The sequence below is a fragment of the Priestia sp. SRI_019 genome, from assembly GCF_057586255.1.
In genome coordinates this window covers 319,517-341,051 of sequence record NZ_JBYCZN010000004.1, presented here as the reverse complement: position 1 = coordinate 341,051, position 21,535 = coordinate 319,517, and the positions used below count along the sequence as shown (strand labels likewise).

Annotated in this window: 17 protein-coding genes and 4 tRNA genes; 18 read left to right on the top strand and 3 right to left on the bottom strand. The window is 37.5% G+C overall.

The genetic code is table 11. The annotated features are described in order from the left end of the window. Window positions 1-157: 157 nt before the first annotated feature. The 13 genes from AC2YJL_RS22590 to rlmH all read left to right on the top strand — a co-directional run bounded on the left by AC2YJL_RS22590 (window position 158) and on the right by rlmH (window position 9,866). Complete coding sequence (locus AC2YJL_RS22590) at window positions 158-1,444, top strand: adenylosuccinate synthase (protein WP_028409757.1); 1,287 nt, start codon at window positions 158-160, stop codon at window positions 1,442-1,444. Window positions 1,445-1,612: 168 nt separating this feature from the next. After that, window positions 1,613-1,685 (top strand) — tRNA-Lys (locus tag AC2YJL_RS22585). A gap of 15 nt (window positions 1,686-1,700) precedes the next feature. Further along, window positions 1,701-1,772, top strand: a tRNA-Glu gene (locus AC2YJL_RS22580). 35 nt (window positions 1,773-1,807) lie between these two features. After that, window positions 1,808-1,883 (top strand) — tRNA-Asp (locus AC2YJL_RS22575). A 4-nt stretch (window positions 1,884-1,887) separates the two neighbouring features. After that, window positions 1,888-1,960 (top strand) — tRNA-Phe (locus tag AC2YJL_RS22570). Between the two features lie 262 nt (window positions 1,961-2,222). Beyond that, window positions 2,223-2,930, top strand: coding sequence for a response regulator YycF (yycF, locus tag AC2YJL_RS22565; RefSeq protein WP_013085552.1), 708 nt, complete (start codon window positions 2,223-2,225; stop codon window positions 2,928-2,930). Between the two features lie 6 nt (window positions 2,931-2,936). Continuing rightward, window positions 2,937-4,844 (top strand): cell wall metabolism sensor histidine kinase WalK, encoded by a 1,908-nt coding sequence (walK, locus tag AC2YJL_RS22560; protein WP_013059906.1) that lies wholly within the window; start codon window positions 2,937-2,939, stop codon window positions 4,842-4,844. After that, complete coding sequence (locus tag AC2YJL_RS22555) at window positions 4,835-6,202, top strand: YycH family regulatory protein (protein ID WP_251568911.1); 1,368 nt, start codon at window positions 4,835-4,837, stop codon at window positions 6,200-6,202. Before walK ends, AC2YJL_RS22555 begins: the two co-directional genes overlap by 10 nt. Further along, window positions 6,189-6,968 carry a two-component system regulatory protein YycI gene (locus AC2YJL_RS22550; protein ID WP_195695639.1) on the top strand — a complete coding sequence of 260 codons (780 nt, stop codon included), beginning with the start codon at window positions 6,189-6,191 and terminating at the stop codon, window positions 6,966-6,968. The genes AC2YJL_RS22555 and AC2YJL_RS22550 overlap by 14 nt, the downstream gene beginning before the upstream one ends. An 18-nt stretch (window positions 6,969-6,986) precedes the next feature. Beyond that, window positions 6,987-7,781 carry an MBL fold metallo-hydrolase gene (locus tag AC2YJL_RS22545; protein ID WP_014457688.1) on the top strand — a complete coding sequence of 265 codons (795 nt, stop codon included), beginning with the start codon at window positions 6,987-6,989 and terminating at the stop codon, window positions 7,779-7,781. Window positions 7,782-7,838: 57 nt separating this feature from the next. Further along, a complete protein-coding gene (locus AC2YJL_RS22540; RefSeq protein WP_230933839.1) occupies window positions 7,839-9,071 on the top strand; it encodes a S1C family serine protease in 1,233 nt (410 codons plus the stop codon). Between the two features lie 73 nt (window positions 9,072-9,144). Further along, window positions 9,145-9,303 carry a CxxH/CxxC protein gene (locus AC2YJL_RS22535; RefSeq protein ID WP_013059901.1) on the top strand — a complete coding sequence of 53 codons (159 nt, stop codon included), beginning with the start codon at window positions 9,145-9,147 and terminating at the stop codon, window positions 9,301-9,303. Between the two features lie 83 nt (window positions 9,304-9,386). Further along, window positions 9,387-9,866, top strand: coding sequence for a 23S rRNA (pseudouridine(1915)-N(3))-methyltransferase RlmH (gene rlmH, locus AC2YJL_RS22530; protein WP_013085547.1), 480 nt, complete (start codon window positions 9,387-9,389; stop codon window positions 9,864-9,866). Window positions 9,867-10,035: 169 nt separating this feature from the next. Here the strand turns inward: rlmH and AC2YJL_RS22525 are convergent, their stop codons facing one another. Together AC2YJL_RS22525 and AC2YJL_RS22520 are read right to left on the bottom strand one after the other, a co-directional pair. Further along, complete coding sequence (locus tag AC2YJL_RS22525; protein ID WP_028409752.1) at window positions 10,036-11,034, bottom strand: tRNA dihydrouridine synthase; 999 nt, start codon at window positions 11,032-11,034, stop codon at window positions 10,036-10,038. Between the two features lie 461 nt (window positions 11,035-11,495). Beyond that, entirely contained in the window at window positions 11,496-13,346 is a 1,851-nt protein-coding gene (locus AC2YJL_RS22520; protein WP_251568913.1) for a PhoX family protein, read from the bottom strand. Window positions 13,347-13,858: 512 nt separating this feature from the next. Here AC2YJL_RS22520 and AC2YJL_RS22515 point away from each other — a divergent pair. Then, entirely contained in the window at window positions 13,859-15,058 is a 1,200-nt protein-coding gene (locus AC2YJL_RS22515; protein WP_251568914.1) for a class I SAM-dependent rRNA methyltransferase, read from the top strand. A 276-nt stretch (window positions 15,059-15,334) separates the two neighbouring features. Beyond that, complete coding sequence (locus tag AC2YJL_RS22510) at window positions 15,335-16,768, top strand: anion permease (RefSeq protein ID WP_195695642.1); 1,434 nt, start codon at window positions 15,335-15,337, stop codon at window positions 16,766-16,768. A gap of 28 nt (window positions 16,769-16,796) precedes the next feature. Here AC2YJL_RS22510 and AC2YJL_RS22505 read toward each other — a convergent pair whose 3' ends face one another. Next, entirely contained in the window at window positions 16,797-18,248 is a 1,452-nt protein-coding gene (locus tag AC2YJL_RS22505) for an alpha-amylase (RefSeq protein WP_182421641.1), read from the bottom strand. Between the two features lie 250 nt (window positions 18,249-18,498). Between AC2YJL_RS22505 and AC2YJL_RS22500 the strand changes: the two genes are divergently transcribed. From AC2YJL_RS22500 to AC2YJL_RS22490, 3 genes are read left to right on the top strand one after another with little or no spacing between them, the layout of a single operon-like run. Further along, window positions 18,499-19,188, top strand: a complete 690-nt coding sequence (locus AC2YJL_RS22500; RefSeq protein WP_251568917.1) for a response regulator transcription factor — start codon at window positions 18,499-18,501, stop codon at window positions 19,186-19,188. Then, a complete protein-coding gene (locus tag AC2YJL_RS22495) occupies window positions 19,166-19,462 on the top strand; it encodes a hypothetical protein (protein ID WP_251568918.1) in 297 nt (98 codons plus the stop codon). The genes AC2YJL_RS22500 and AC2YJL_RS22495 overlap by 23 nt, the downstream gene beginning before the upstream one ends. 9 nt (window positions 19,463-19,471) lie before the next feature. Beyond that, the gene (locus AC2YJL_RS22490) at window positions 19,472-21,415 is read left to right on the top strand and encodes a HAMP domain-containing sensor histidine kinase (RefSeq protein WP_251568919.1); all 1,944 of its coding nucleotides are present in this window, start codon (window positions 19,472-19,474) and stop codon (window positions 21,413-21,415) included. Window positions 21,416-21,535: the final 120 nt, after the last annotated feature.

Genomic DNA, 21,535 nt, shown 5'->3' with positions numbered 1-21,535 from the left:
TGTTATCGCATTCGTTCCGCAAAATACGATATATTTGTAATAACTTTTGTTAAATCGTTCGGATTTAATTGACTTTAGCGTGATAAATTGATACACTTATCCATGGTTAAATTATGTCGTAGTGAGCTGTTGCTTACTAAGCGGAGGTGCTTAAGATATGTCTTCAGTCGTTGTAGTAGGAACACAATGGGGAGATGAAGGAAAAGGGAAGATTACAGACTTCCTATCAGAAAATGCAGAAGTGATTGCACGTTACCAAGGTGGGAACAATGCAGGTCACACAATTAAGTTTAATGGTGAAACTTATAAGTTACATTTAATTCCTTCAGGTATTTTTTATAATGACAAAACATGTGTAATTGGAAACGGTATGGTTGTCGATCCAAAAGCGCTTGTTCAAGAATTAAAATACTTACATGATCGCGGTGTAACAACAGAAAACTTACGTATTAGTAACCGAGCTCATGTGATTCTTCCATATCATTTAAAATTAGATGAAGTTGAAGAAGAACGTAAAGGTGAAAATAAGATTGGTACAACGAAAAAAGGTATTGGACCAGCTTATATGGATAAAGCAGCACGTGTTGGTATTCGAATTGCCGATTTACTAGACCGTGAAGTATTTGAAGCAAAATTAACACAAAACTTAGCTGAAAAGAACCGCCTTCTTGAAAAAATGTATGAAGTAGAAGGCTTTACATTAGAAGAAATTTTAGATGAGTACTATGATTATGGTCAACAAGTTGCAAAATATGTTGTTGATACATCAGTAGTATTAAATGATGCGTTAGACGAAGGACGTCGTGTACTATTTGAAGGCGCACAAGGTGTTATGTTAGATATCGACCAAGGAACATATCCATTTGTTACATCTTCAAACCCAGTAGCGGGTGGAGTAACAATTGGCTCTGGTGTAGGTCCATCTAAAATCAAACACGTTGTAGGTGTATCAAAAGCGTATACAACTCGTGTTGGTGACGGTCCTTTCCCAACTGAATTAACAAACGAAATCGGTGATCAAATCCGTGAAGTAGGACGTGAATATGGTACAACAACTGGTCGTCCTCGCCGTGTAGGTTGGTTCGACAGTGTAGTTGTACGTCATGCTCGTCGCGTTAGCGGAATCACAGATTTATCTTTAAACTCAATTGATGTATTAACGGGAATTGAGACATTAAAGATTTGCGTAGCTTACCGTTATAAAGGGGAAGTTATGGAAGAATTCCCTGCTAGCTTAAAAACACTTGCAGAATGTGAACCTGTATATGAAGAGCTTCCAGGTTGGACAGAAGATATTACGGGTGTGAAAACATTAGATGAATTACCTGATAACGCTCGCCATTACTTAGAGCGCGTGTCTCAATTAACAGGTATTCCTTTATCTATTTTCTCTGTAGGTCCAGATCGTACACAAACAAATGTATTACGTGGTGTATATAGCTAAATAAAAAAGGTTAGCTCCTCGTGAGCTAACCTTTTTTATTTGTAATTGGTGCTTTGTTAACAAGATTTTTTAAAAAAGGTCAATAATAAAAAGAAAGTTTTAAAAAAACTATTGCATTCATAGGAAATATCATGTTATTATAATAAACGTCGCTAAGAGATATAACATGAGCCATTAGCTCAGTTGGTAGAGCATCTGACTTTTAATCAGAGGGTCGAAGGTTCGAGTCCTTCATGGCTCACTTTTGTTACAACGTGGCCCGTTGGTCAAGCGGTTAAGACACCGCCCTTTCACGGCGGTAACACGGGTTCGAATCCCGTACGGGTCATTTTTAATATTTTTAATATATAGCATATAGACTGAGGTCCCGTGGTGTAGCGGTTAACATGCCTGCCTGTCACGCAGGAGATCGCGGGTTCGATTCCCGTCGGGACCGCCATTTTGGCTCGGTAGCTCAGTTGGTAGAGCAAAGGACTGAAAATCCTTGTGTCGGCGGTTCGATTCCGTCCCGAGCCATCAAAAAGCATGACTTTATTTAAAGTCATGCTTTTTTCTTTTATTTACATTTAAAAGAAAACGTTATTTGCTTTGTATCTCTTTTGTGGTAATATATTACTTTTGTATTTAGAGATGGTTGAAAATCATATATCTTCATGTATAGTAGAGGATGAACTTGTGACGTTTCAAGGGTTATCAAGTATAATAAAACTACGGTATTCAAACAGTATGAATACTATCTTTTATATTTTGCTTCAACTAATAAAGGAGAACGATGATCATGGATAAACGTATTTTAGTCGTAGATGATGAAAAGCCGATTGCAGATATTTTAAAGTTTAATTTGCAAAAAGAAGGTTATGAAGTATTTTGTGCTTATGATGGCGTAGAAGCACTTGAAAAAGTGGAAGAAGTACAGCCTGAAATGATTTTATTAGATATTATGCTTCCTCAGAAAGATGGAATGGAAGTTTGCCGAGAAGTGCGCAAAAAATATGATATGCCAATTATCATGTTAACAGCAAAAGACTCTGAAATTGACAAAGTTTTAGGTCTAGAATTAGGTGCAGATGATTATGTAACTAAGCCGTTTAGCACGCGTGAATTATTAGCACGTGTAAAAGCTAATTTACGTAGACATCAGCAGGTAGCTGTTCCAACGGAAGAAAGCGAAACGAATGAAATAACGATTGGAGCACTTGTTATTCACCCAGATGCTTATATCGTGTCTAAGCGCGGAGAAACGATTGAACTGACTCACCGTGAATTTGAGCTGCTGCATTATTTAGCGAAGCACATTGGGCAAGTCATGACGCGTGAACACTTGCTTCAAACTGTATGGGGTTATGACTATTTTGGTGATGTGCGTACGGTAGATGTAACAGTTCGAAGGTTACGTGAAAAAATTGAAGATAATCCAAGCCATCCAATGTGGATTGTAACAAGACGTGGAGTAGGCTATTATTTACGCAGCCCAGAGCAGGAGTAATTTTAGATGAAGAAAGTAAGGCTCCTGCAATCTATTCATTTAAAGTTTGTATTGATTTATGTGCTGCTCATTTTAATTGCGATGCAAATTATTGGGGTCTATTTTGCACGACAATTAGAAAAAGAATTAGTTAACAACTTTCGAACGTCTCTTCAAGAGCGGACAGACTTGCTGACGTATAACATTGGACAAGAAATGGTGAAAAATCGTGATGATGATTCACCCACTCTTGAGGAAGACTTAAAGACTATTTTACGAGATTTTGCTTCAAGACCCAATTTAGCTTCAAATGATATGAATGACATCTCTGAAGTAAGAGTCATTGACCAAAATAGAAGAATCATTGCTACATCGAACTCAAATCCTCAACAGATCATAGGTAAAAAGACTAATGATTTAGCGATTACAAATGCGTTGTTAGCAGGAACGAACTCTGATAATGTATTTGTTGATCAAAGCGGACAGCGAATTAGAGTTATGATACAGCCCATTCGTTTACAGGATAAAGTAGGTGCCAGTCAATCAAATTCAACTAATAAAAATGGAAAAGTTCAGTCTAGCGAAGAAATCTTAGGGGCTATTTACTTAACAGCTTCCATGGAGCCTGTTTACGATCAAATGAGTAATATCAATCAGATCTTTAAGGCAGGTACGGTGATTGCTCTTTTTATTACAGCTATTTTAGGCGTGTTTTTAGCTCAGACGATTACTCGTCCAATGTCTGAAATGAGAAAACAAGCACTTGAGATGGCCAAAGGGAATTTTACGAGAAAAGCTAAAGTATACGGGTATGATGAGATTGGTCAGCTAGCTCTCACATTCAACAACTTAACAAGAAAGCTTCAAGAAGCACAGGCAACTACAGAAGGGGAGCGCCGTAAGCTTAGCTCGGTATTAGCTCATATGACGGACGGCGTTATTGCGACGGATCGAAAAGGAAGAGTAATTTTAATTAATGATCCAGCTGCAGCTATGCTAAATGTTTCACGTGAAACGGTTTTGTCTGACCCAGTTGTTTCCCTATTAGATCTTGAAGAAACGCATACGTTTGAAAGCTTGCTTGCTAATCAAGAGTCATTAATTTTAGACTTTAGTACAAAATCCGATCCCTTTATTTTAAGAGCTACCATTTCCGCTATTCAAAAAGAGACCGGTTTTATTAACGGGATTATCATTGTCTTGCATGATATTACAGAGCAGGAGAAAATTGATCAAGATCGCCGAGAATTTGTAGCGAATGTTTCACATGAATTGCGTACGCCGTTAACAACGATGCGCAGTTATTTAGATGCGCTTGCAGAAGGAGCATGGCAAGATAAGGACTTAGCTCCAACATTTTTAAATGTAACGCAAACAGAAACAGAACGAATGATTCGTCTCGTTAACGACTTGCTTCAATTATCTAAGCTAGATAGCCAAGACTACCGATTTAGTCGTGACCCAATCAATTTTGTGAAGTTCTATCATTACATCATTGATCGCTTTGAAATGACAATAGAACAAGGTATTTCGTTCGTGCGCGACTTGCCAAATGAAGCAATCTATGTCGCTATCGATCAAGATAAAATTACACAAGTATTAGATAACATTATTTCCAATGCAATAAAATATTCGCCTGAAGGTGGAACCATTACGTTTTCAATTGCTCAGCATACGCATGAAATTGTTGTGAGCATTAAAGACCAAGGTATGGGAATTCCAAAATCAAATTTAGCTAAAATTTTCGAACGCTTCTATCGTGTAGATAAAGCACGAACGCGTAAATTAGGCGGAACAGGATTAGGGCTTGCTATTGCCAAGGAAATTATTGAAGCACATGATGGACGCATTTGGGCAGATAGTCAGGAAGGAAAAGGAACAACGATTTACTTTACTCTTCCGATTGAAAGTGAGAATGATGACGAATGGGAATGAGATATGAACATATCAAAACGGCCATCTTAGTTGTTCTCGTCGCTTCCAGTTTAATTATGACTTATCATATATGGACGTATCAGCCTTCTTATAAGGTCATTTCAAAGAATCAACATTTACAGGAAGTTGAAGTGAGTTCAAAAAGTAAAATAGAAGATCATATTCTTCCAACAGAAGTTCTCTATCATCGAAACGATAATCACTACATGTCTCACGACGAAGATGATGTAAACAAATGGGTAAATGAAATGAAAAAGTGGAAATTTTCGAATGTGACGGACGTTTCGGATGCCATTTCTCCTGATGGATTTTTAAATTATGTCCATGGAAGTAATTCTATTGAAGTGCTGTATCCAGACGCGCTGCCTTTGAAAACATTTCAACAGCTTTTTTCATTTTCTCAAACGTCTTTGCCTAATCAAACATTTGACCGTGTACTCATTAAAATTAAGCGTACACCTTCCTTTTTCGTGAGCGTGTATCTTGTGAATTATGAGCAAAAAAAGATTTATTCGGTTACAGTCAAGAATTTGGCCAAAGATGATATCAAAGAATTAGAAGACAAAATGAAACGTACGTATGCCCCGAGCTTTGTATATAAAGAAAACAAAAATCGGTATATCTTCCTTCCGGAAAACAATATCACGATGAATAGTGAAGTCTACTATACTAGCATGAGGCATTTAGATATTGAGAAATATAAGGAAGCGCTTTTTAACAACCCAGACTATGCACGGAAAGAAACGTCTACAAACCGAGATGTCTACACCGAAGGTACAAAAGTGATTAATGTTAATACGAAGACAGATGTGATGGAATATGTGAATCTTGTAAATTCCACGACCGAGGTAATGGAAGATTATAATTTAATAAATCGCAGCTTTAGCTTCGTTAATGACCACGGCGGCTGGACGGAATCTAATTACAGGTTCAACAGCTGGAATCGTATTACAAAAGAAATTAGCTATCGTTATTATAAAGATAACTATCCCGTGTACAGCAATCAGGGAATGACTGAAATATATCAGAGATGGGGAAATGCGGAGATTTTAAATTACCGTCGTCCTCTTTATCGTTTTGTAAGAGTACAGGATTCCAGTATAGAAAAGCTGCAGTCATCTCAAAAAGTGATTCAATTAATTGAAAAACACCAAAACTTTGACTCGAATCTGTTAAAAGACATTTCAATAGGCTATCAGCTAGAAGAAGTCTCACAGCAGCCGAAAACCGGTGAAAAGACGGTTGAGTTTAATTCTAATTCTGTCAAACTCGTTCCTTCTTGGTTCTATTATTATAATAGCAAGTGGTATCGAATTGCACCGCCGACCGAAGGAGGCGATAACGATGGATTGGAATAGAACAAAAACCATCTTTATTTTCACTTTCTTGATTCTTAATATTTACTTAGGCTATCAGATTTTTAAAACTCATCAAGAAGATCAGTACTCTCTATTTGTAGAGTCGAGCGTTGAAGAACAATTGACGAGTGAAGGCATTGAGTATAAACATTTACCTGTAGATGTGAAGGAAGCTTCGTCGTTAAATGCTAAAAGTAAGTTATTTAAAGAAGAAGATTTAAAAAAGTTAAAAGAACAAAAAGCAACGCTGCTTGAGGAAAAAACAATTCGAAGCGTATTAGACAAACCTTTTTCAGTACCTGAAAAAAGTCCCGAAGCAAAGCTAAGTCAATTTCTAAAACGGTATGTGATCTCAGGTAAGGATTATGAGCTATGGAATGTTGACAAAGAGAAAAAAACAGTTACATTCTTTCAAAAATATAAGAAGCATAAAATCTTTGATAATGAAAATGGCATGATTATTGCTCATTTAAATGATAAAGGTGAAATTATTTCTTATGAACAAACAATGCTAGGTTCTGTGAAAACGTTAGATGATGAGCAGGATGTTTTAACGCCTTTAAAAGCATTAGAAAATTTGTTTTTGAAGGGTGAATTGAAAAAGAAAGATTCTGTAACAAAAGTAGAGTTTGGGTACTATACGTTTGATCTGCCGCTATTAAATTCTCAAGTTTTAGCACCAACTTGGCACATTGTTGTAAATGGAGATACGAGTTATTTTGTAAATGCCTTTGAAGGGCAGATTATTAAAAAAGGAAATAAATAAGTATTTGGAGTGAGATAAATGAGCCTGCATTTCAGCGTGCTAGCGAGTGGGAGCACAGGAAATGCGATTTTAGTAAGTGATGGAGAACATTCCTTACTAGTTGATGCAGGGCTGAGCGGAAAACAAATGGAAGCTCTATTTCAACAAGTAAATCGCAATATCCCGGATTTATCAGGAATTTTAGTGACTCACGAACATAGTGACCATATTAAAGGACTAGGTGTTCTGGCACGTAAATATAAGCTCCCTATTTTTGCAAATGAAAAAACGTGGAACGCAATGGATGGCTTAATCGGCAACATTGATACGGAACAGAAGTTTCACTTTGAAATTGGCCAAACGAAATCGTTTGGTCAATTGGAAGTGGAGTCTTTTGGCGTTTCGCATGATGCTGCAGAGCCTATGTTTTATGTCTTTCATCAAGGGTCTAAAAAATTAACCCTTATTACGGATACCGGCTATGTAAGTGACCGCATGAAAGGTACGATTAAAAATAGCGATATGTACGTATTTGAAAGCAATCATGACGTTGAAATGCTGAGAATGGGGCGCTACCCTTGGAGCATTAAAAGACGAATTTTAAGCGACGTCGGACACGTATCAAATGAAGATGCGGCTCTTGCAATGGCAGATGTGATTGGAGATCAAACCAAACGCATTTACTTAGCGCATTTGAGTCAAGACAATAACATGAAGGAAATTGCTCGCATGTCTGTTGCGCAAGTGTTACAACAAAAAGACATCAATGTAGAGGACAATATTCTCCTATGTGATACAGATCCAAAAAGACCAACTGATATTGTTTATGTATAGTCTCTAGAAAGGAAGCGAAAAATAACTTCATTTAGTACGTGAATGCAGACATTCACGATGATAAATGAAGGGTTCGGTGATAGTGTGGAACATTATGATGAAGGCCAAGAGCCAAATAGTCGGCCGCCTAAACGCCGCAGAGGATATTTCGCTTCTGCTCTGATTGGAGCTATTATAGGTGCACTTATTGTACTGCTTCTTATGCCAGCCTTGGTGAGGAATGGGATTTTGCCATACGGATGGATGGATGATGAAAATGGAGATGAACAAACAGGGTCGACCATTCAAAAATCAGTATCTCTTGACGTCACCACGGCCGTCACAAAAGCCGTTTCTGAAGCCAATGCAGCAGTTGTAGGAGTTGTAAACATCCAGAACTCTGAAAGCTTTTGGAATGATGAACGAACTGATGCCGGGACGGGCTCAGGTGTTATTTACAAAAAGCAAGGCAATAAAGCTTATATTGTGACAAACTATCATGTCATTAAAGGCGCTAACGAAATTGAAGTGAGCTTCAGTAACGGTACAAGGGTATCGGCTAAAATTCTTGGCAGCGATGATTTAATGGACTTAGCAGTTCTTGAAATTGACGCAGGCCACGTGACAAAAGTGGCTACCTTCGGAAATTCTGATAAGCTTAAAGCTGGTGAACCAGTGATTGCTATCGGAAACCCGCTGGGCCTTCAATTTTCCGGCTCCGTTACACAAGGAGTTGTCTCAGGGGTTAACCGTGTCATTCCTCAAGATTTGAATGGCGATGGAAATCCTGATTGGCAATCAGAAGTTATTCAAACAGATGCCGCCATTAACCCTGGTAATAGCGGGGGTGCTCTTGTTAATATTGATGGTGAATTAATCGGTATTAATTCCATGAAAATTGCTCAAGAAGCAGTAGAAGGCATTGGTCTTGCGATTCCAATTAACATGGCTAGACCCATTATTAATGACTTAGAACGATATGGTGAAGTCAGACGTCCGTATCTTGGAGTTAGTACACTATCATTAAGTGAGGTATCAGGATATCATTTAAAAGAAACCCTTAAGTTACCGCATGATGTAGTAAACGGAGTCGCTGTTCTAAAAGTCGAGCAAGGTTCGCCAGCTGCTAAAGCTGGATTAAAGGAATATGATGTGATTGTTGAGTTAGATCACAGCAAAGTAAGGGACATTGCGACACTTCGCAAACACCTCTACATTGAAAAAGAAATTGGCGATAAAATGAACGTAACGTTCTATCGGGACGGCAAAAAGAAATCCACAGAAGTAAAATTAACACGTCAAATGAAGTAAAAGAAAAGTTATCCACAGGGGATAAACTCCTGTGGTTTTTTACTGAAAAGAATAGAGAAAGGAAGATAAATACATGAAGATATATTGCTGTTTAGAACATACAGAACTAGCGCTGGATGTAATGGTAGATGAGATTGAGCTAGCACCGGTTTTTGAAAAAATAGAAAATTCTACCGACAAAAAAAGCTGTGAATATTGTGACAATGAAGCTGTATATGTAGTAGGGAACTAATATTCTTATACAAAATGTGGATATAGCATGTGGATATGTGGATAATATCTGTGGATAAGAGATAAAGGAGAGGAGAATAGCCTGTGAATATCTCTATTATAACCATTGGAAAGCTAAAAGAAAAATACTTAAAACAAGGCATTCAAGAATATTTAAAGCGTTTATCAAGCTATGCAAAAGTAGAAATTATTGAGCTTGCAGATGAAAAAGCGCCAGAAAACTTAAGTGAATCTGAAATGGAACAGGTGAAACAAAAAGAAGGAGAGCGCATCTTAGCGAAAATCTCAGACGATACTCACGTGATCGCATTAGCTATTAACGGAAAACAAAAATCTTCCGAGGAACTCGCAAAAGAAATTGATTCATTAGCTACCTACGGAAAAAGCAAAATAGCGTTTGTTATCGGTGGGTCGCTTGGTTTAAGCAGCGAAGTAATGAAACGCTCAAACGCAGCCCTTTCTTTTTCAAAGATGACGTTTCCTCATCAGCTTATGCGCCTAGTATTAGTAGAACAGATTTACCGAGCTTTTCGTATTATTCGAAATGAACCTTATCATAAATAGAACGTGTGGATATTTTTTTATTAAAAGCTGAGGCAGAAGGAAATGTAAAACCTTCTGCCTCAGCTTTTATCATATGTGGATAAATAGCACACCTCTATAAAAAAGAACAAGAAGTTCTTCTCTCCGATAAAATGGTAGAACAATTGAGTTTAAGCAAGCGAGATCTTATTTAAGAAACAGAAAAACCTTCGTCTTCTTTCACTCCAGCTCTGTCTTTAAACTCATCAAGCAACGCACGCACTTCGTCAGTTGTTTCCGTGCTCATGAGTAGATTTCTTAATTCACTTGCACCGCGGAATCCGCGAACGTAAATTTTGAAAAAGCGTCGAAGCGGTTTGAAAGGGCGCGGCTCTAACTCTTCAGAATACTTATCATGAAGATCTAACTGCAGGCGAAGAAGTTCTAATAGCTCTTCGCTTGTGTGCTCTTTCTTTTCTTTTTCAAACGCAAACGGATTATGGAAAATTCCGCGTCCAATCATGATTCCATCAATGCCGTACTTCTCCGCAAGTTCAAGACCTTTCTGGCGGTCAGGAATATCCCCGTTAATTGTTAGTAGCGTATGAGGGGCAATTTCGTCACGAAGCTTCTTGATCTCCGGAATTAACTCCCAGTGCGCGTCAACATCGCTCATTTCTTTTTTTGTACGAAGGTGAATAGAAAGGTTCACGATATCCTGTTCTAAAATATGCTTCAGCCAGTCGTACCACTCATCAACTTGCGTATAGCCAAGACGAGTCTTTACGCTTACTGGAAGTCCTCCAGCTTTAGCTGCCTGGATAATCTCAGCCGCAGTATCTGGACGGCGAATCAGACCAGAACCTTTTCCGTTTCCTGCAACATTCTGTACAGGACAGCCCATATTAATATCAATGCCGCGAAAACCCATTTCGGCCATGCCGATACTCATTTGACGGAAGTATTCAGGCTTGTCTCCCCAAATGTGCGCAACGATTGGCTGTTCATCATCTGTAAACGTCAAACGTCCTTTTACGCTATCTTTCCCTTTCGGATGGCAGTAGCTTTCCGTATTCGTAAACTCTGTAAAAAATACGTCAGGTCGTGCTGCTTCGGTCACAACATGGCGAAAAACGACATCCGTCACAGCTTCCATCGGTGCCAAAATAAAAAACGGACGCGGCAACTCATGCCAAAAATTATCTTTCATCTTATATCTAAACCCTTTCTTTTAGAGAAAACGTATTCCCAAAATTAAAAAGTGTAATTTCTTTTATCAGGTTGAATGTCAGTATAAACTTCAACCAATATATACTTTAATGGTATGGGAGGAAAAGTGCAAGGGAACGAGTGATTTTGTTTTGCTGGAAATACCTATTGAAACAAATTTTATATCTAATATTAGTGGAGTGTAAGCAATTAAAAGCGAGCCTGAAGGCATGTAACGGATACCTGCGAATAAATATCCTAAAGTATTTGGTTTGTGTGTAGGCACTTTCTCCAAGGATATTATAAAGTATTCACCATAATTATGATTACGATAAACGATTTTATAAATAACTTCGACTATATAAAAAACCACGTCTGTAACTGTACAACAGACGTGGCTTCATTACGTATTAATGCTTTTTGTAAGGAGCACCGTCCTTAGAAGGCAGTCCAGAAATGTATCTATCCTACACCACCTGTTTCTTGAATGCCAATGCTTTCTTTCAGTGCATTAGCTAGCTCTTCTTTATCAACAGCGGTAATATTTTTGTCGCTGATGTCCTCGCCCGGGTGCTGATAGTTGCTTAATACGTAGCGAGAGTTTTTAATGTTTTCTACTGCACGAAGTCCTGTTGCTTCTGCTCCCACTGGAACTGAAAGGATGCGTGATAATTTTTTAGTTTTTACATGATAAGCCCATACGAAGTTGTTTGTATGCAGTGAGCTGTCTTCTCCGATAAACAGTGTATTTAAGTCATTTGAATACGTAAGGTTATCAGGGTTGGCAATTTTATTTGGGTCGGCTGTATTACCGTATGCATCTGCTTTTTCTAGGTCTTGTCCAATCAGTAGCCCTTCCATGCTTGCAGGAACGTAGCGGCTGTTAATCTTGCCGTTTGCTTGGTCTTTTTGATGCGATCCTAAGTTCAGCTGGTAGGTCACACCAGACTCTAATTTTGGAAGCTGGATATCATCTTGTACAGCGCCAGATTCTTTTAGCATGGCACTATTTTGGTAAGAAATAGCCATATACGCTTTTTTGTCTTTTTTGTTAACCGTTAGTCCTTCCATCTTGTTGAATTCAGATGTTGCACCTAAAATTGCACCGTATCGGCGTGATTCTAAAAAGGCAGCTGCTTTTTCCATGCCAGGCTTTACTCTTAGGTATTCAACTTTGTTACTTGCAGCGGTTTTCACAGCTGTAAATCCTTTTGTAGGCTGGTCAGCTGTTTCAAAAATATCACTAAATTTTGTGCCTTTGTCGATTATTGTTTTCACTTCATTGTCTGTTGCATGACCAAGCTTAATCCACTGAAGGTCGCCTTTACCTCCATTTTCTGTGCTCGTTTGTTTAAACTTTGCCGCATAAAGAGTTCCTGCTGAGAAGTCTTTCTCCTTATCGGCTACATACATAAACATCATGGTATTAGACCCATCGTCTCCAAAAAGAGCGGTTTTGTTATCTGGAAGTACCTGCATCATTTCGTGTGAAAAACGGCCTGTGCTGTAATGTTTTACGACGGATGCATGGCCGCTTTCATCCACTGAAATTTCTGGAATCCAGCCGTAGTAGTAAGGATTTGCTTTTGACGTGTCGCCGAAATAAAGCTTAGCGAAGTTCGTGACGTCTTTATAAGAGCTGGATGAAGGATCTTCAAAAGCACGTGCATCAGGCTCGTATTCTTCTGACCCAAGGTGAGTACCCCAATCCGTTGTAGAGCCATTACACGGCGTCCACAAACCATTTACATTAGAAAAATCAATTTTTTTAGCATGGTTGACGGTTAGTTTTCCTGTTTTATCATCTCGGTCAACTTGTGTAAGCGTCATTGAAGCAGGAAGACCGGAAATCTCTTTTCCAGCATTATTAACAGATTCATATTCATAATGTGAAATAATATAAGACTTACCGTTGATGGTGATAAAGCTGTTTGAATCCGGTGCATCTGATACGTAAGGTGATGGCTTATCAGGAACGCTTCGGTCAATAATCGGATCCCCGTTTGCATCGATCGGTGTACCTGCGGCGATTAATTCCCCTTTATTATCGACAATTTTATCTTTTGAAAGAAAGAGCTGGTTATAGTTAAGCGGCGTTTTTTCAACGCTTCCATCTTTATACGTTACTTTTACAGATGCCTCTGTATACGTTTTAATCATATTTTCAATCGTAGTAGGTGCTTTCATTGGCTGAAACTCGACGCTTTTGATTTGTTTTGGATGTTGAATTGGATGATGCTCTGCTGCAAAAGCAGAAGCGGCGCTAGAAGCTAAGAGGGTGAGAGATAGTCCAAAAGATACTCGTTTTTTCATGGTTGATAACCTCCGAATCGTATTCATACACTTATTAAATCATTTGGTTGTTGAGGAAATATAAAGAGAAGAGCTGGATTTGTTGAGCTGTTGTTAAGAACGTTGAACATTTATATGACAAGTTTAACTAGAAGTTATTCAGCTATCTTTTAGAATTTGTTCAGATAGTATTCAGCTGGGCTTCACAGTGAATTCATGTTCCGCTCTTACAATAAACACATAGCTAAAGGCGACAAAAAGCACTTTGGCTCGTACAGCAAAAGTGAAAGGTATTTTAGCAGAAAAAAATGTCACTCAGTTCAATGCTTATACGGGATAAGAGTGCTCATAATTTTTTATCTTAATACATTTCATTTTTCATTCATATCAAGCAGAGGGTGCTTCAAGGCATCTTCTGCTTTTCTATTTATAACTAGAAACGGAGCTGTTTATCTATGTTAAGATAAATGTAGATTATTGTTGTAAAATGGATAGAACTAGAATGAAATAAATTAAATAGATAGGGTGTACACATGAGAAAAGAAGTACAAGTTATAGCCAAAGAAGCTTTTATTAAAAAAGTGAACAAGGGTTATCCACTCATTGAAAAAGATGCGCTTGTTGATGGTCATAAACTGCAAGAAGAAGGCGTTATTATTAACTTATTCACTCCGAAGAATCAATTTTTAGCCAAAGGCTATTATGGAAAGCAAAATAAAGGCTATGGATGGATTCTTTCGAAAAAGAAAAATGAGCAAATTGACGCGGCGTTTTTTGCCAGAAAAATTCAGCAAGCTATTTCATCACGTCATGATTTTTATGCGTCTGAAGACACAACTGCTTTTCGCGTATTTAATAGTGAAGGTGACGGAATCGGCGGCTTAATTATTGATTATTATGACGGATATTACGTCATGAGTTGGTATAGTGAAGGAATTTATCGATTTAAAGAATACGTCATTGAAGCCTTAAAGTCTGCGCCTAATTTTAAAGGGCTGTACCAGAAAAAACGTTTTAACGTAAAAGGGCAATATATTGAAGAAGATGATTTTGTAGCAGGGGATAAAGGTGAGTTCCCTCTTATTGTAAAAGAAAATGGTATTCGTTTTGCCGTTTACTTAAATGACGGAGCGATGGTGGGAGTCTTTTTAGATCAGCGAGACGTCCGTAAAACGATTCGAGATAAATATGCAAAAGGAAAGACCGTGCTAAATATGTTTTCGTATACAGGTGCATTTTCAGTGGCGGCCGCTCTTGGAGGAGCTGCGAAAACAACAAGTGTCGATTTAGCCAATCGCAGCTTGGCAAAAACAATTGAGCAATTTAGTGTAAATGGAATTGATCACGAAGCACAGGACATTATCGTAGAAGATGTTTTCAAGTATTTTAAATATGCGGTCAAAAAGAACATGACCTTCGATCTTGTGGTGCTAGATCCGCCGAGCTTTGCCAAGTCGAAAAAGCATACGTTCAGCGCGGCAAAAGACTACAAAGATTTATTAAAAGAAGCTATTGCTCTTACAAAGCCAAACGGTGTCATTGTGGCATCTACGAATGCAAGCAATTTTGATATGAAAAAATTCCATTCGTTTATTGAAAAAGCTTTTAATGAAAAAGGTGAACGTTACAAAATGATGGAGCAGTTCGCTCTTCCAGCTGATTTTAAAACAATAAAAGAATTTAAGTCAGGTAATTATTTAAAAGTGGTGTTTATTCAAAAAGTAAATCACTAAATGCAAGGCTGCATGATGAACTCATGCAGTTTATTTATTTTTGATAAAATAACGCTTACAAGCTATTTTGAAGGGAATAAAATGAAGGTAAGAGATAAATATTGTCAATATATATGATAAAATAATAAAGGAATTATGCTCAACACTTCACAATTTTACAATATCATCCTTACGAAACGTATTTTTACAATTATTTTATTTTAAATGGGATAAGTATTGGGTGTGAAGTAGAAAGAGCATACTACTATTATTAAAAAACATGAAAGGAGAAAGATTATGGCTGAAACAACAAAAAAGCCTGCCGGCGAAGTGAAATTTATTCCTTTATTAATTTGTCTGGCAATCGGACTTGTTTTATGGTTTATTACACCTCCGCCCGGACTTGATTTGAAGGCTTGGCACTTATTCGCTATTTTTGTGGCTACTATCGTAGGGCTTATCATTAAACCATTGCCATTAGGCAGTGTAGCTATTTTATCTTTAACCATTATTGTATTAACTAATACATTAACACTTGAACAATCGCTCAGCGGTTTTCAAAATACGACGATTTGGTTAATCGTTATTGCATTCTTTATTTCTAGAGGTTTTATTAAGACTGGTCTAGGAACAAGGGTTGCCTATATCTTCGTTCGTTTGTTCGGTAAAAAGACGTTGGGACTATCGTATTCTCTTATCGTAAGTGACTTGCTTTTATCACCTGCAATGCCGTCTAATACAGCACGAGCTGGAGGAATTATTCTTCCCATCATTCGTTCTTTATCCGAAACATACGGATCGAGAACTGGAGACGGTACGGAGCGCAGAGTCGGCGCTTTCTTAACAAAAGTATCGTTTCAAGGAGATATGATCACATCCGCTATGTTCGTAACAGCAATGGCGGCCAATCCTCTTGCTGTTAAAATGACGGAACAAATTACAGGCAAGACTATTTCATGGGTTGGCTGGGCAGCGGCTGCAATCGTACCTGGAATTATTAGTTTAATTGTTATTCCACTCGTTATTTATAAGCTGTATCCGCCAGAATTAAAAGAAACGCCGGAAGCATCTGAAATTGCAGCAAAAAAACTAAATGAAATGGGTCCGCTAAAGAAAGAAGAATGGTACATGATTGGCGTATTTTTACTTCTTCTTGTGCTGTGGATTTTTGGCGCTAATTTAAATATTAATGCAACAACAACTGCTTTTATTGGTCTATGTGCGCTTCTTTTAACGCAAGTGTTAAGCTGGTCGGACATCAAAAAAGAACAGGGAGCATGGGATACATTAGTCTGGTTTGCTGTTTTGGTTATGATGGCAACTTTCTTAAATGATCTAGGCATGATTCCTTGGTTCAGTGATCTGATGAAAGGCACTGTTAGCCATATGTCTTGGATGACGGCGTTGATTGTACTAGCTATTGCGTATTTTTATTCTCACTACTTTTTTGCAAGTAACACGGCTCACGTCAGCGCTATGTACGCAGCATTTTTATCTGTCATCGTGGCCGCTGGTGCGCCTCCGTTACTGTCAGCATTAATTTTAGCGTTCTTTAGCAATTTATTTGGCTGTTTAACTCACTACGGAAGTGGACCGGCACCGGTGTTCTTCGGTAGTGGATATGTAACGCAGCAAAAATGGTGGTCGCTCGGCTTTTTAATTTCAATTATTCATATTATCATTTGGATTGGAATTGGCGGCTTGTGGTGGAAACTGCTAGGTCTATGGTAAAAAAACAGTGGCGCAGGCCACTGTTTTTTTATGCTTCAGCCCAAACGGATACAGAGCCGCCATTTACAGGGAACTGTCCGTAGCCATCTTCTTCAATCACGATTTGGTCCTCTCGGTTGTTTGTGAAGTCAATCCACGTTTGTCCACTTCGGTGTTCGCCGACGAACATTCTCTTTTCGCCATCTTCGCCGTTTGACATCACCACAGCGCATCCAGACTTCTCAAATTCCTCTACACCATGCCTTACCCATCCAATGGTATTCGGGTGATCGAAATAATCGTCTTGCTGGCCGTATGCTTTGTCATAGCGTACATGCAAGAGAGCGGAAATATCTTTTTCTTTTCCCTCAATTGGGTGCTCTCCGCCTATTCCAAAATAGTCTCCGTAAAACACACAAGGATAGCCGTCTTCACGAAGTAAAATTAGAGCGTAAGCACTTTGTTTGAACCAATCTTCTACCCAAGATTCTAAAGATTCATTTGGCTGAGAGTCATGGTTATCTACAAATGTGACAACATTCAACGGGTGAGTCTTGACTAATGTATCATCAAAAATCGTGGTTAAATCAAAATCTCTTCCTTGCTGAGAGGCTTCATGCAGTTTATAGTGCAGCGATACGTCAAACAAATCGATTTGATAATCAATCACGTCTAGGAATTCCTGACAGGCTGTTAACTCTGGATTCCAAAACTCTCCCACAAAATAAAAGGGCTTTTCTTGAGAAGAGGACAATTCGTGGGCAAATTCTTTAATAAAATCGTGGTTAATATGTTTAATGGCGTCTAATCGATAACCGTCGCACTGCAGGGTGTCTGCTAACCATTTTCCCCATTTGATCATTTCTTCTCGAACTTCAGGATGATCGTAATCAATATTCGCAAACATTAAATAATCGTAGTTGCCAAACTCTTGATCCACATTTTCGTTCCAGCTTTTGTTCTCCCCGGCAATACGAAAAACGCCTTCTTTTCCATTTTTATCATCGTAATCAGTGCCGTTAAAATGATTAAAGTTCCATTTGAAAGAAGAATATTGATCGCCGCGCCCTTCAAATGTAAACTTTGTCCACCCTTCAATTTCAAAAGGTTCAGAAATTTCTTCTGTTCGGTTCATGGGGTCCACTTCAATGACGTGGAACGTTTCTTTTTCATCTGCTGCAGCTTTATGGTTCATTACAATATCCACATAGACATTAATTCCATGATTATGACAGGCATCAATCGCTTCATGCAGCTCTTGCTTGGTTCCATACTTTGTACGAACGGTTCCTTTTTGATCAAATTCGCCAAGATCATATAAGTCGTAAACGCCGTAGCCGTTATCCTCTGATGAAACACCTTTTGTAACCGGGGGAATCCACACGGAATCAATTCCTTGTTCTTTTAGTTGAGGAGCGAGCTCTTTAAGGCGTTGCCAATGCTCGCCATCAGCCGGCACATGCCATTCGAAAAATTGCATAATTGTATGATTCCGTTCCAAGTTAAATCATCCTCCTTTTAAATAAAAAGATATAATCGCTCACGGATAGTTCTTTAGAATCAAATGAGGAATTGATTATATTTTTTCTTTTAACGTTCCTGTTATCCCTATTCTTTAAACCTTTTTCAACATATGAAGCTTAAGAAAATCTTAAGATTTCCCCTTCCTTTTTCTTAAGAAATGCAGTTTACAATAAAATCCATAGACGAAATGACCCATGATATACTTTTGAAAGGAGTGTGAGAAATTAATGAACGAATATGTGGTTTTAGTCGTAGACGATGAGCAAGAAATCCGTAAGGGCATTGCTATTTATTTGAAAAATGAAGGCATTAAAGTCTTTACGGCCAAAGATGGAATCGAAGCCATAGAGATACTAAATAAAGAAAAAGTTCACTTAATTATTCTTGATATTATGATGCCAAGGCAAGACGGCATTTCAACGACGTTTAAAATCCGAGAACAGAAAAATATCCCGATTATTATGCTGAGCGCTAAAAGCGAAGATGCAGATAAAGTACTCGGTCTGCAGGTAGGAGCAGATGATTATGTGACAAAGCCTTTTAATCCATTAGAACTGATAGCGAGAGTTAAATCACAGTTAAGAAGATATGTGACATTAGGTACATATGAGGAAACAAAGACGATTGATATCCGAGGTCTCGTACTTGATATTGAGGCTAAGTCCGTCACTCTTGACGGGGTATTCATTAAGCTGACTCCCATTGAGTATAAAATTGTAGAGTTATTAATGAAAAATGCAGGGAGAGTTTTTTCCATACATGATATTTATGAACGCGTATGGAATGAACCAGGCTACAACGCAGAAAATACAGTAGCGGTACACATTAGAAAAATAAGAGAAAAAATTGAGATTGAACCAAAAAATCCGAGATATGTAAAGGTTGTGTGGGGACTTGGATACAAAATGGAAAAGTAGCGTCATTTCAGCTATAGGGATTATCTTGTTTTTATTTGGTTTAGGAGCAACTATTTCTTCAATTAGTAACGTGCATAATCTATTAAAAACAAACTATTTACAAAAAAGCAGCTATGTAAAATCAGAAGACTTCAAAAAGCAAATAAGTCGTTTTACAAATGATCTCTACCTTTTAGAATTGACACAAAAAGATAAGAATACCGTTAATGCAAATAAGATAACAGAAGAAGAGATTGAGTCGTATCGATATACGGAAGGAACATTAACAGAATAAATAAAAAACGTGCACGATAAATATGAAGAAAAAATAGAAGACGCTAAGCAGGCAAAGAGCAAAAACGTTGAAGCTGCCTATGTAAAGCAGCAGGATCTAGAAGTTAAAAACATTCAAAAAAAGTTTCAAGATGATCAATTCGTTCGAGAAGAAATAATGAAAAACAAAAAACTCGAAATGAAGAAACTATATGATGAAGCTTTTTATCGACAAAAAATATTATCTCAATATAAAAAAGACATCATGTATTATTTAAAAGATAGGAACACAAACAAAATATATACGAACATCCAAAACGCAGGCAAAGAAGATGTTAATCAATTAGTAAAACAGAAAAATATATTGTATAAACATACTTATTCAGCTCAATCACCACTGGTGTTCCAAGCAGATGAATATAAAAATTCATCGTTAAGCAGTGAGGTAGACTCAGAGATCCCAACCCGGTATTTAAAGCAGAAGTTTACGGGTATAATTGCTGTTCCTGAAAAAGAAACCTTCATTAGTCCTTTATTTGATGAATATAACTATTATCATCATCAAAATGTAGCGTTTCTCGTGTATGCATTTTCAGGGATACTAGCTCTGTTAATAGGTTACTTTATTTATAAAAAAACAATAACTGGACATTTAAAAGAAATAACAAGACAAACTGCAGTACAGAGGGTTTATAAAAAAATACCTTTAGATATTTGTATAATTGTTTTTCTTTTATACTCATTTTTTACATTAAGTCTAGTTCTGAACGGCTATCCTGCTTCTTTATTAGAATCATATAAGCATGTTGCTACGTTCTTCTTTTATATGATAGCAATATCTATAGCTATTTCCCTATGGGCACTTCAAGTATTTCTACTGTTTCAGCGTATGCGCACAATAGATGATATAAAAGAAGAATATAAAAGAGCGTGTGTTTATCAAGTAATTTATTTTCTTCAATCTATTTTTATTATCAGACATATTGGCATGCATATAATGGTTGTAGTGCTGCTTTTAGTGTTTGCCGTGTTTGCTGTTGCAACTCTATTGACTAGTGGATCTATGTTTGCAGAACAAGTATCCATACTGTACTTAGCTATAGGCAGTGTTGTAGGAGTGGTTACTTTGATACTGCTTATGCTACGAGTTAATTATTTGAATAAAATTATTATCTCAATTGATCAAATTGCCACAGCCGAGTGGAAAGAGCCGTTACCTATCAAAGGAAAATCAGCTTTGACTCAAGCAGCGCTAAACATAAATCATATCCAGCAGCAGATTCAAACATCTCAGCATGTTCAAGTGAAAAGTGAACGCTTGAAAACAGAGTTAATTACCAACGTCAGTCACGATTTAAGAACACCATTGACTTCTATTATGACATATACAGCGTTGCTAAAGTCGCAAGATCTTACTTCGGACGAACAACATGCTTACGTTGAAATTATTGACCGTAAATCAAAACGTTTACAGACACTTATTGATGATTTATTTGAAGTGTCAAAAATGGCAAGTGGAAATGTAGAATTGCATAAAGACAAAATTGATATTAACCAGCTTCTTCATCAGGCTTTAGCTGAATATAATGAAGCAATTGAAGATTCAACTCTGCAATTTCGTATTCAATCTCTCGAAAAGCCGATATTTGCTACTGTAGATGGTCAAAAATTATGGAGAGTATTTGACAATTTGATAGAGAATATATTGAAATATTCACTTGAACAAACGCGTGTCTATATTTCTGTTCAAGAAATAAACGAACAAGTGAAACTAACATTTAAAAATGTAAGTAAATATGAATTAAATGAGCAGGCAGATGAGCTGTTTGAACGATTTAAAAGAGGGGATACTTCAAGACAAACCGATGGCTCCGGACTTGGGTTAGCTATTGCTAAGTCAATTATTGATTTGCACGGAGGAGAACTGAATATTGAAATTGACGGAGATTTATTTAAAGTAACGATTACTCTTTAATGTGAGTGAATATAAACAGCATATCTAGTAAAAAAAGAGAAGCAACCTCATTATGCTGGTTGCTTCTCTTTTTTTAGCGTTCGTAATTTTATTCCGCAACCGCAAAGCGTACTGTGCTTT

What these genes read in the sequence shown, in the direction of transcription:
- AC2YJL_RS22590 (WP_028409757.1), top strand. Translation starts at nt 158, where the DNA reads ATGTCTTCAGTCGTTGTAGTAGGAACACAATGGGGAGATGAAGGAAAA.
- yycF (WP_013085552.1), top strand. Translation starts at nt 2,223, where the DNA reads ATGGATAAACGTATTTTAGTCGTAGATGATGAAAAGCCGATTGCAGAT.
- walK (WP_013059906.1), top strand. Translation starts at nt 2,937, where the DNA reads ATGAAGAAAGTAAGGCTCCTGCAATCTATTCATTTAAAGTTTGTATTG.
- AC2YJL_RS22555 (WP_251568911.1), top strand. Translation starts at nt 4,835, where the DNA reads ATGGGAATGAGATATGAACATATCAAAACGGCCATCTTAGTTGTTCTC.
- AC2YJL_RS22550 (WP_195695639.1), top strand. Translation starts at nt 6,189, where the DNA reads ATGGATTGGAATAGAACAAAAACCATCTTTATTTTCACTTTCTTGATT.
- AC2YJL_RS22545 (WP_014457688.1), top strand. Translation starts at nt 6,987, where the DNA reads ATGAGCCTGCATTTCAGCGTGCTAGCGAGTGGGAGCACAGGAAATGCG.
- AC2YJL_RS22540 (WP_230933839.1), top strand. Translation starts at nt 7,839, where the DNA reads ATGATAAATGAAGGGTTCGGTGATAGTGTGGAACATTATGATGAAGGC.
- AC2YJL_RS22535 (WP_013059901.1), top strand. Translation starts at nt 9,145, where the DNA reads ATGAAGATATATTGCTGTTTAGAACATACAGAACTAGCGCTGGATGTA.
- AC2YJL_RS22525 (WP_028409752.1), bottom strand. Translation starts at nt 11,034, where the DNA reads ATGAAAGATAATTTTTGGCATGAGTTGCCGCGTCCGTTTTTTATTTTG.
- AC2YJL_RS22520 (WP_251568913.1), bottom strand. Translation starts at nt 13,346, where the DNA reads ATGAAAAAACGAGTATCTTTTGGACTATCTCTCACCCTCTTAGCTTCT.
- AC2YJL_RS22515 (WP_251568914.1), top strand. Translation starts at nt 13,859, where the DNA reads ATGAGAAAAGAAGTACAAGTTATAGCCAAAGAAGCTTTTATTAAAAAA.
- AC2YJL_RS22510 (WP_195695642.1), top strand. Translation starts at nt 15,335, where the DNA reads ATGGCTGAAACAACAAAAAAGCCTGCCGGCGAAGTGAAATTTATTCCT.
- AC2YJL_RS22500 (WP_251568917.1), top strand. Translation starts at nt 18,499, where the DNA reads ATGAACGAATATGTGGTTTTAGTCGTAGACGATGAGCAAGAAATCCGT.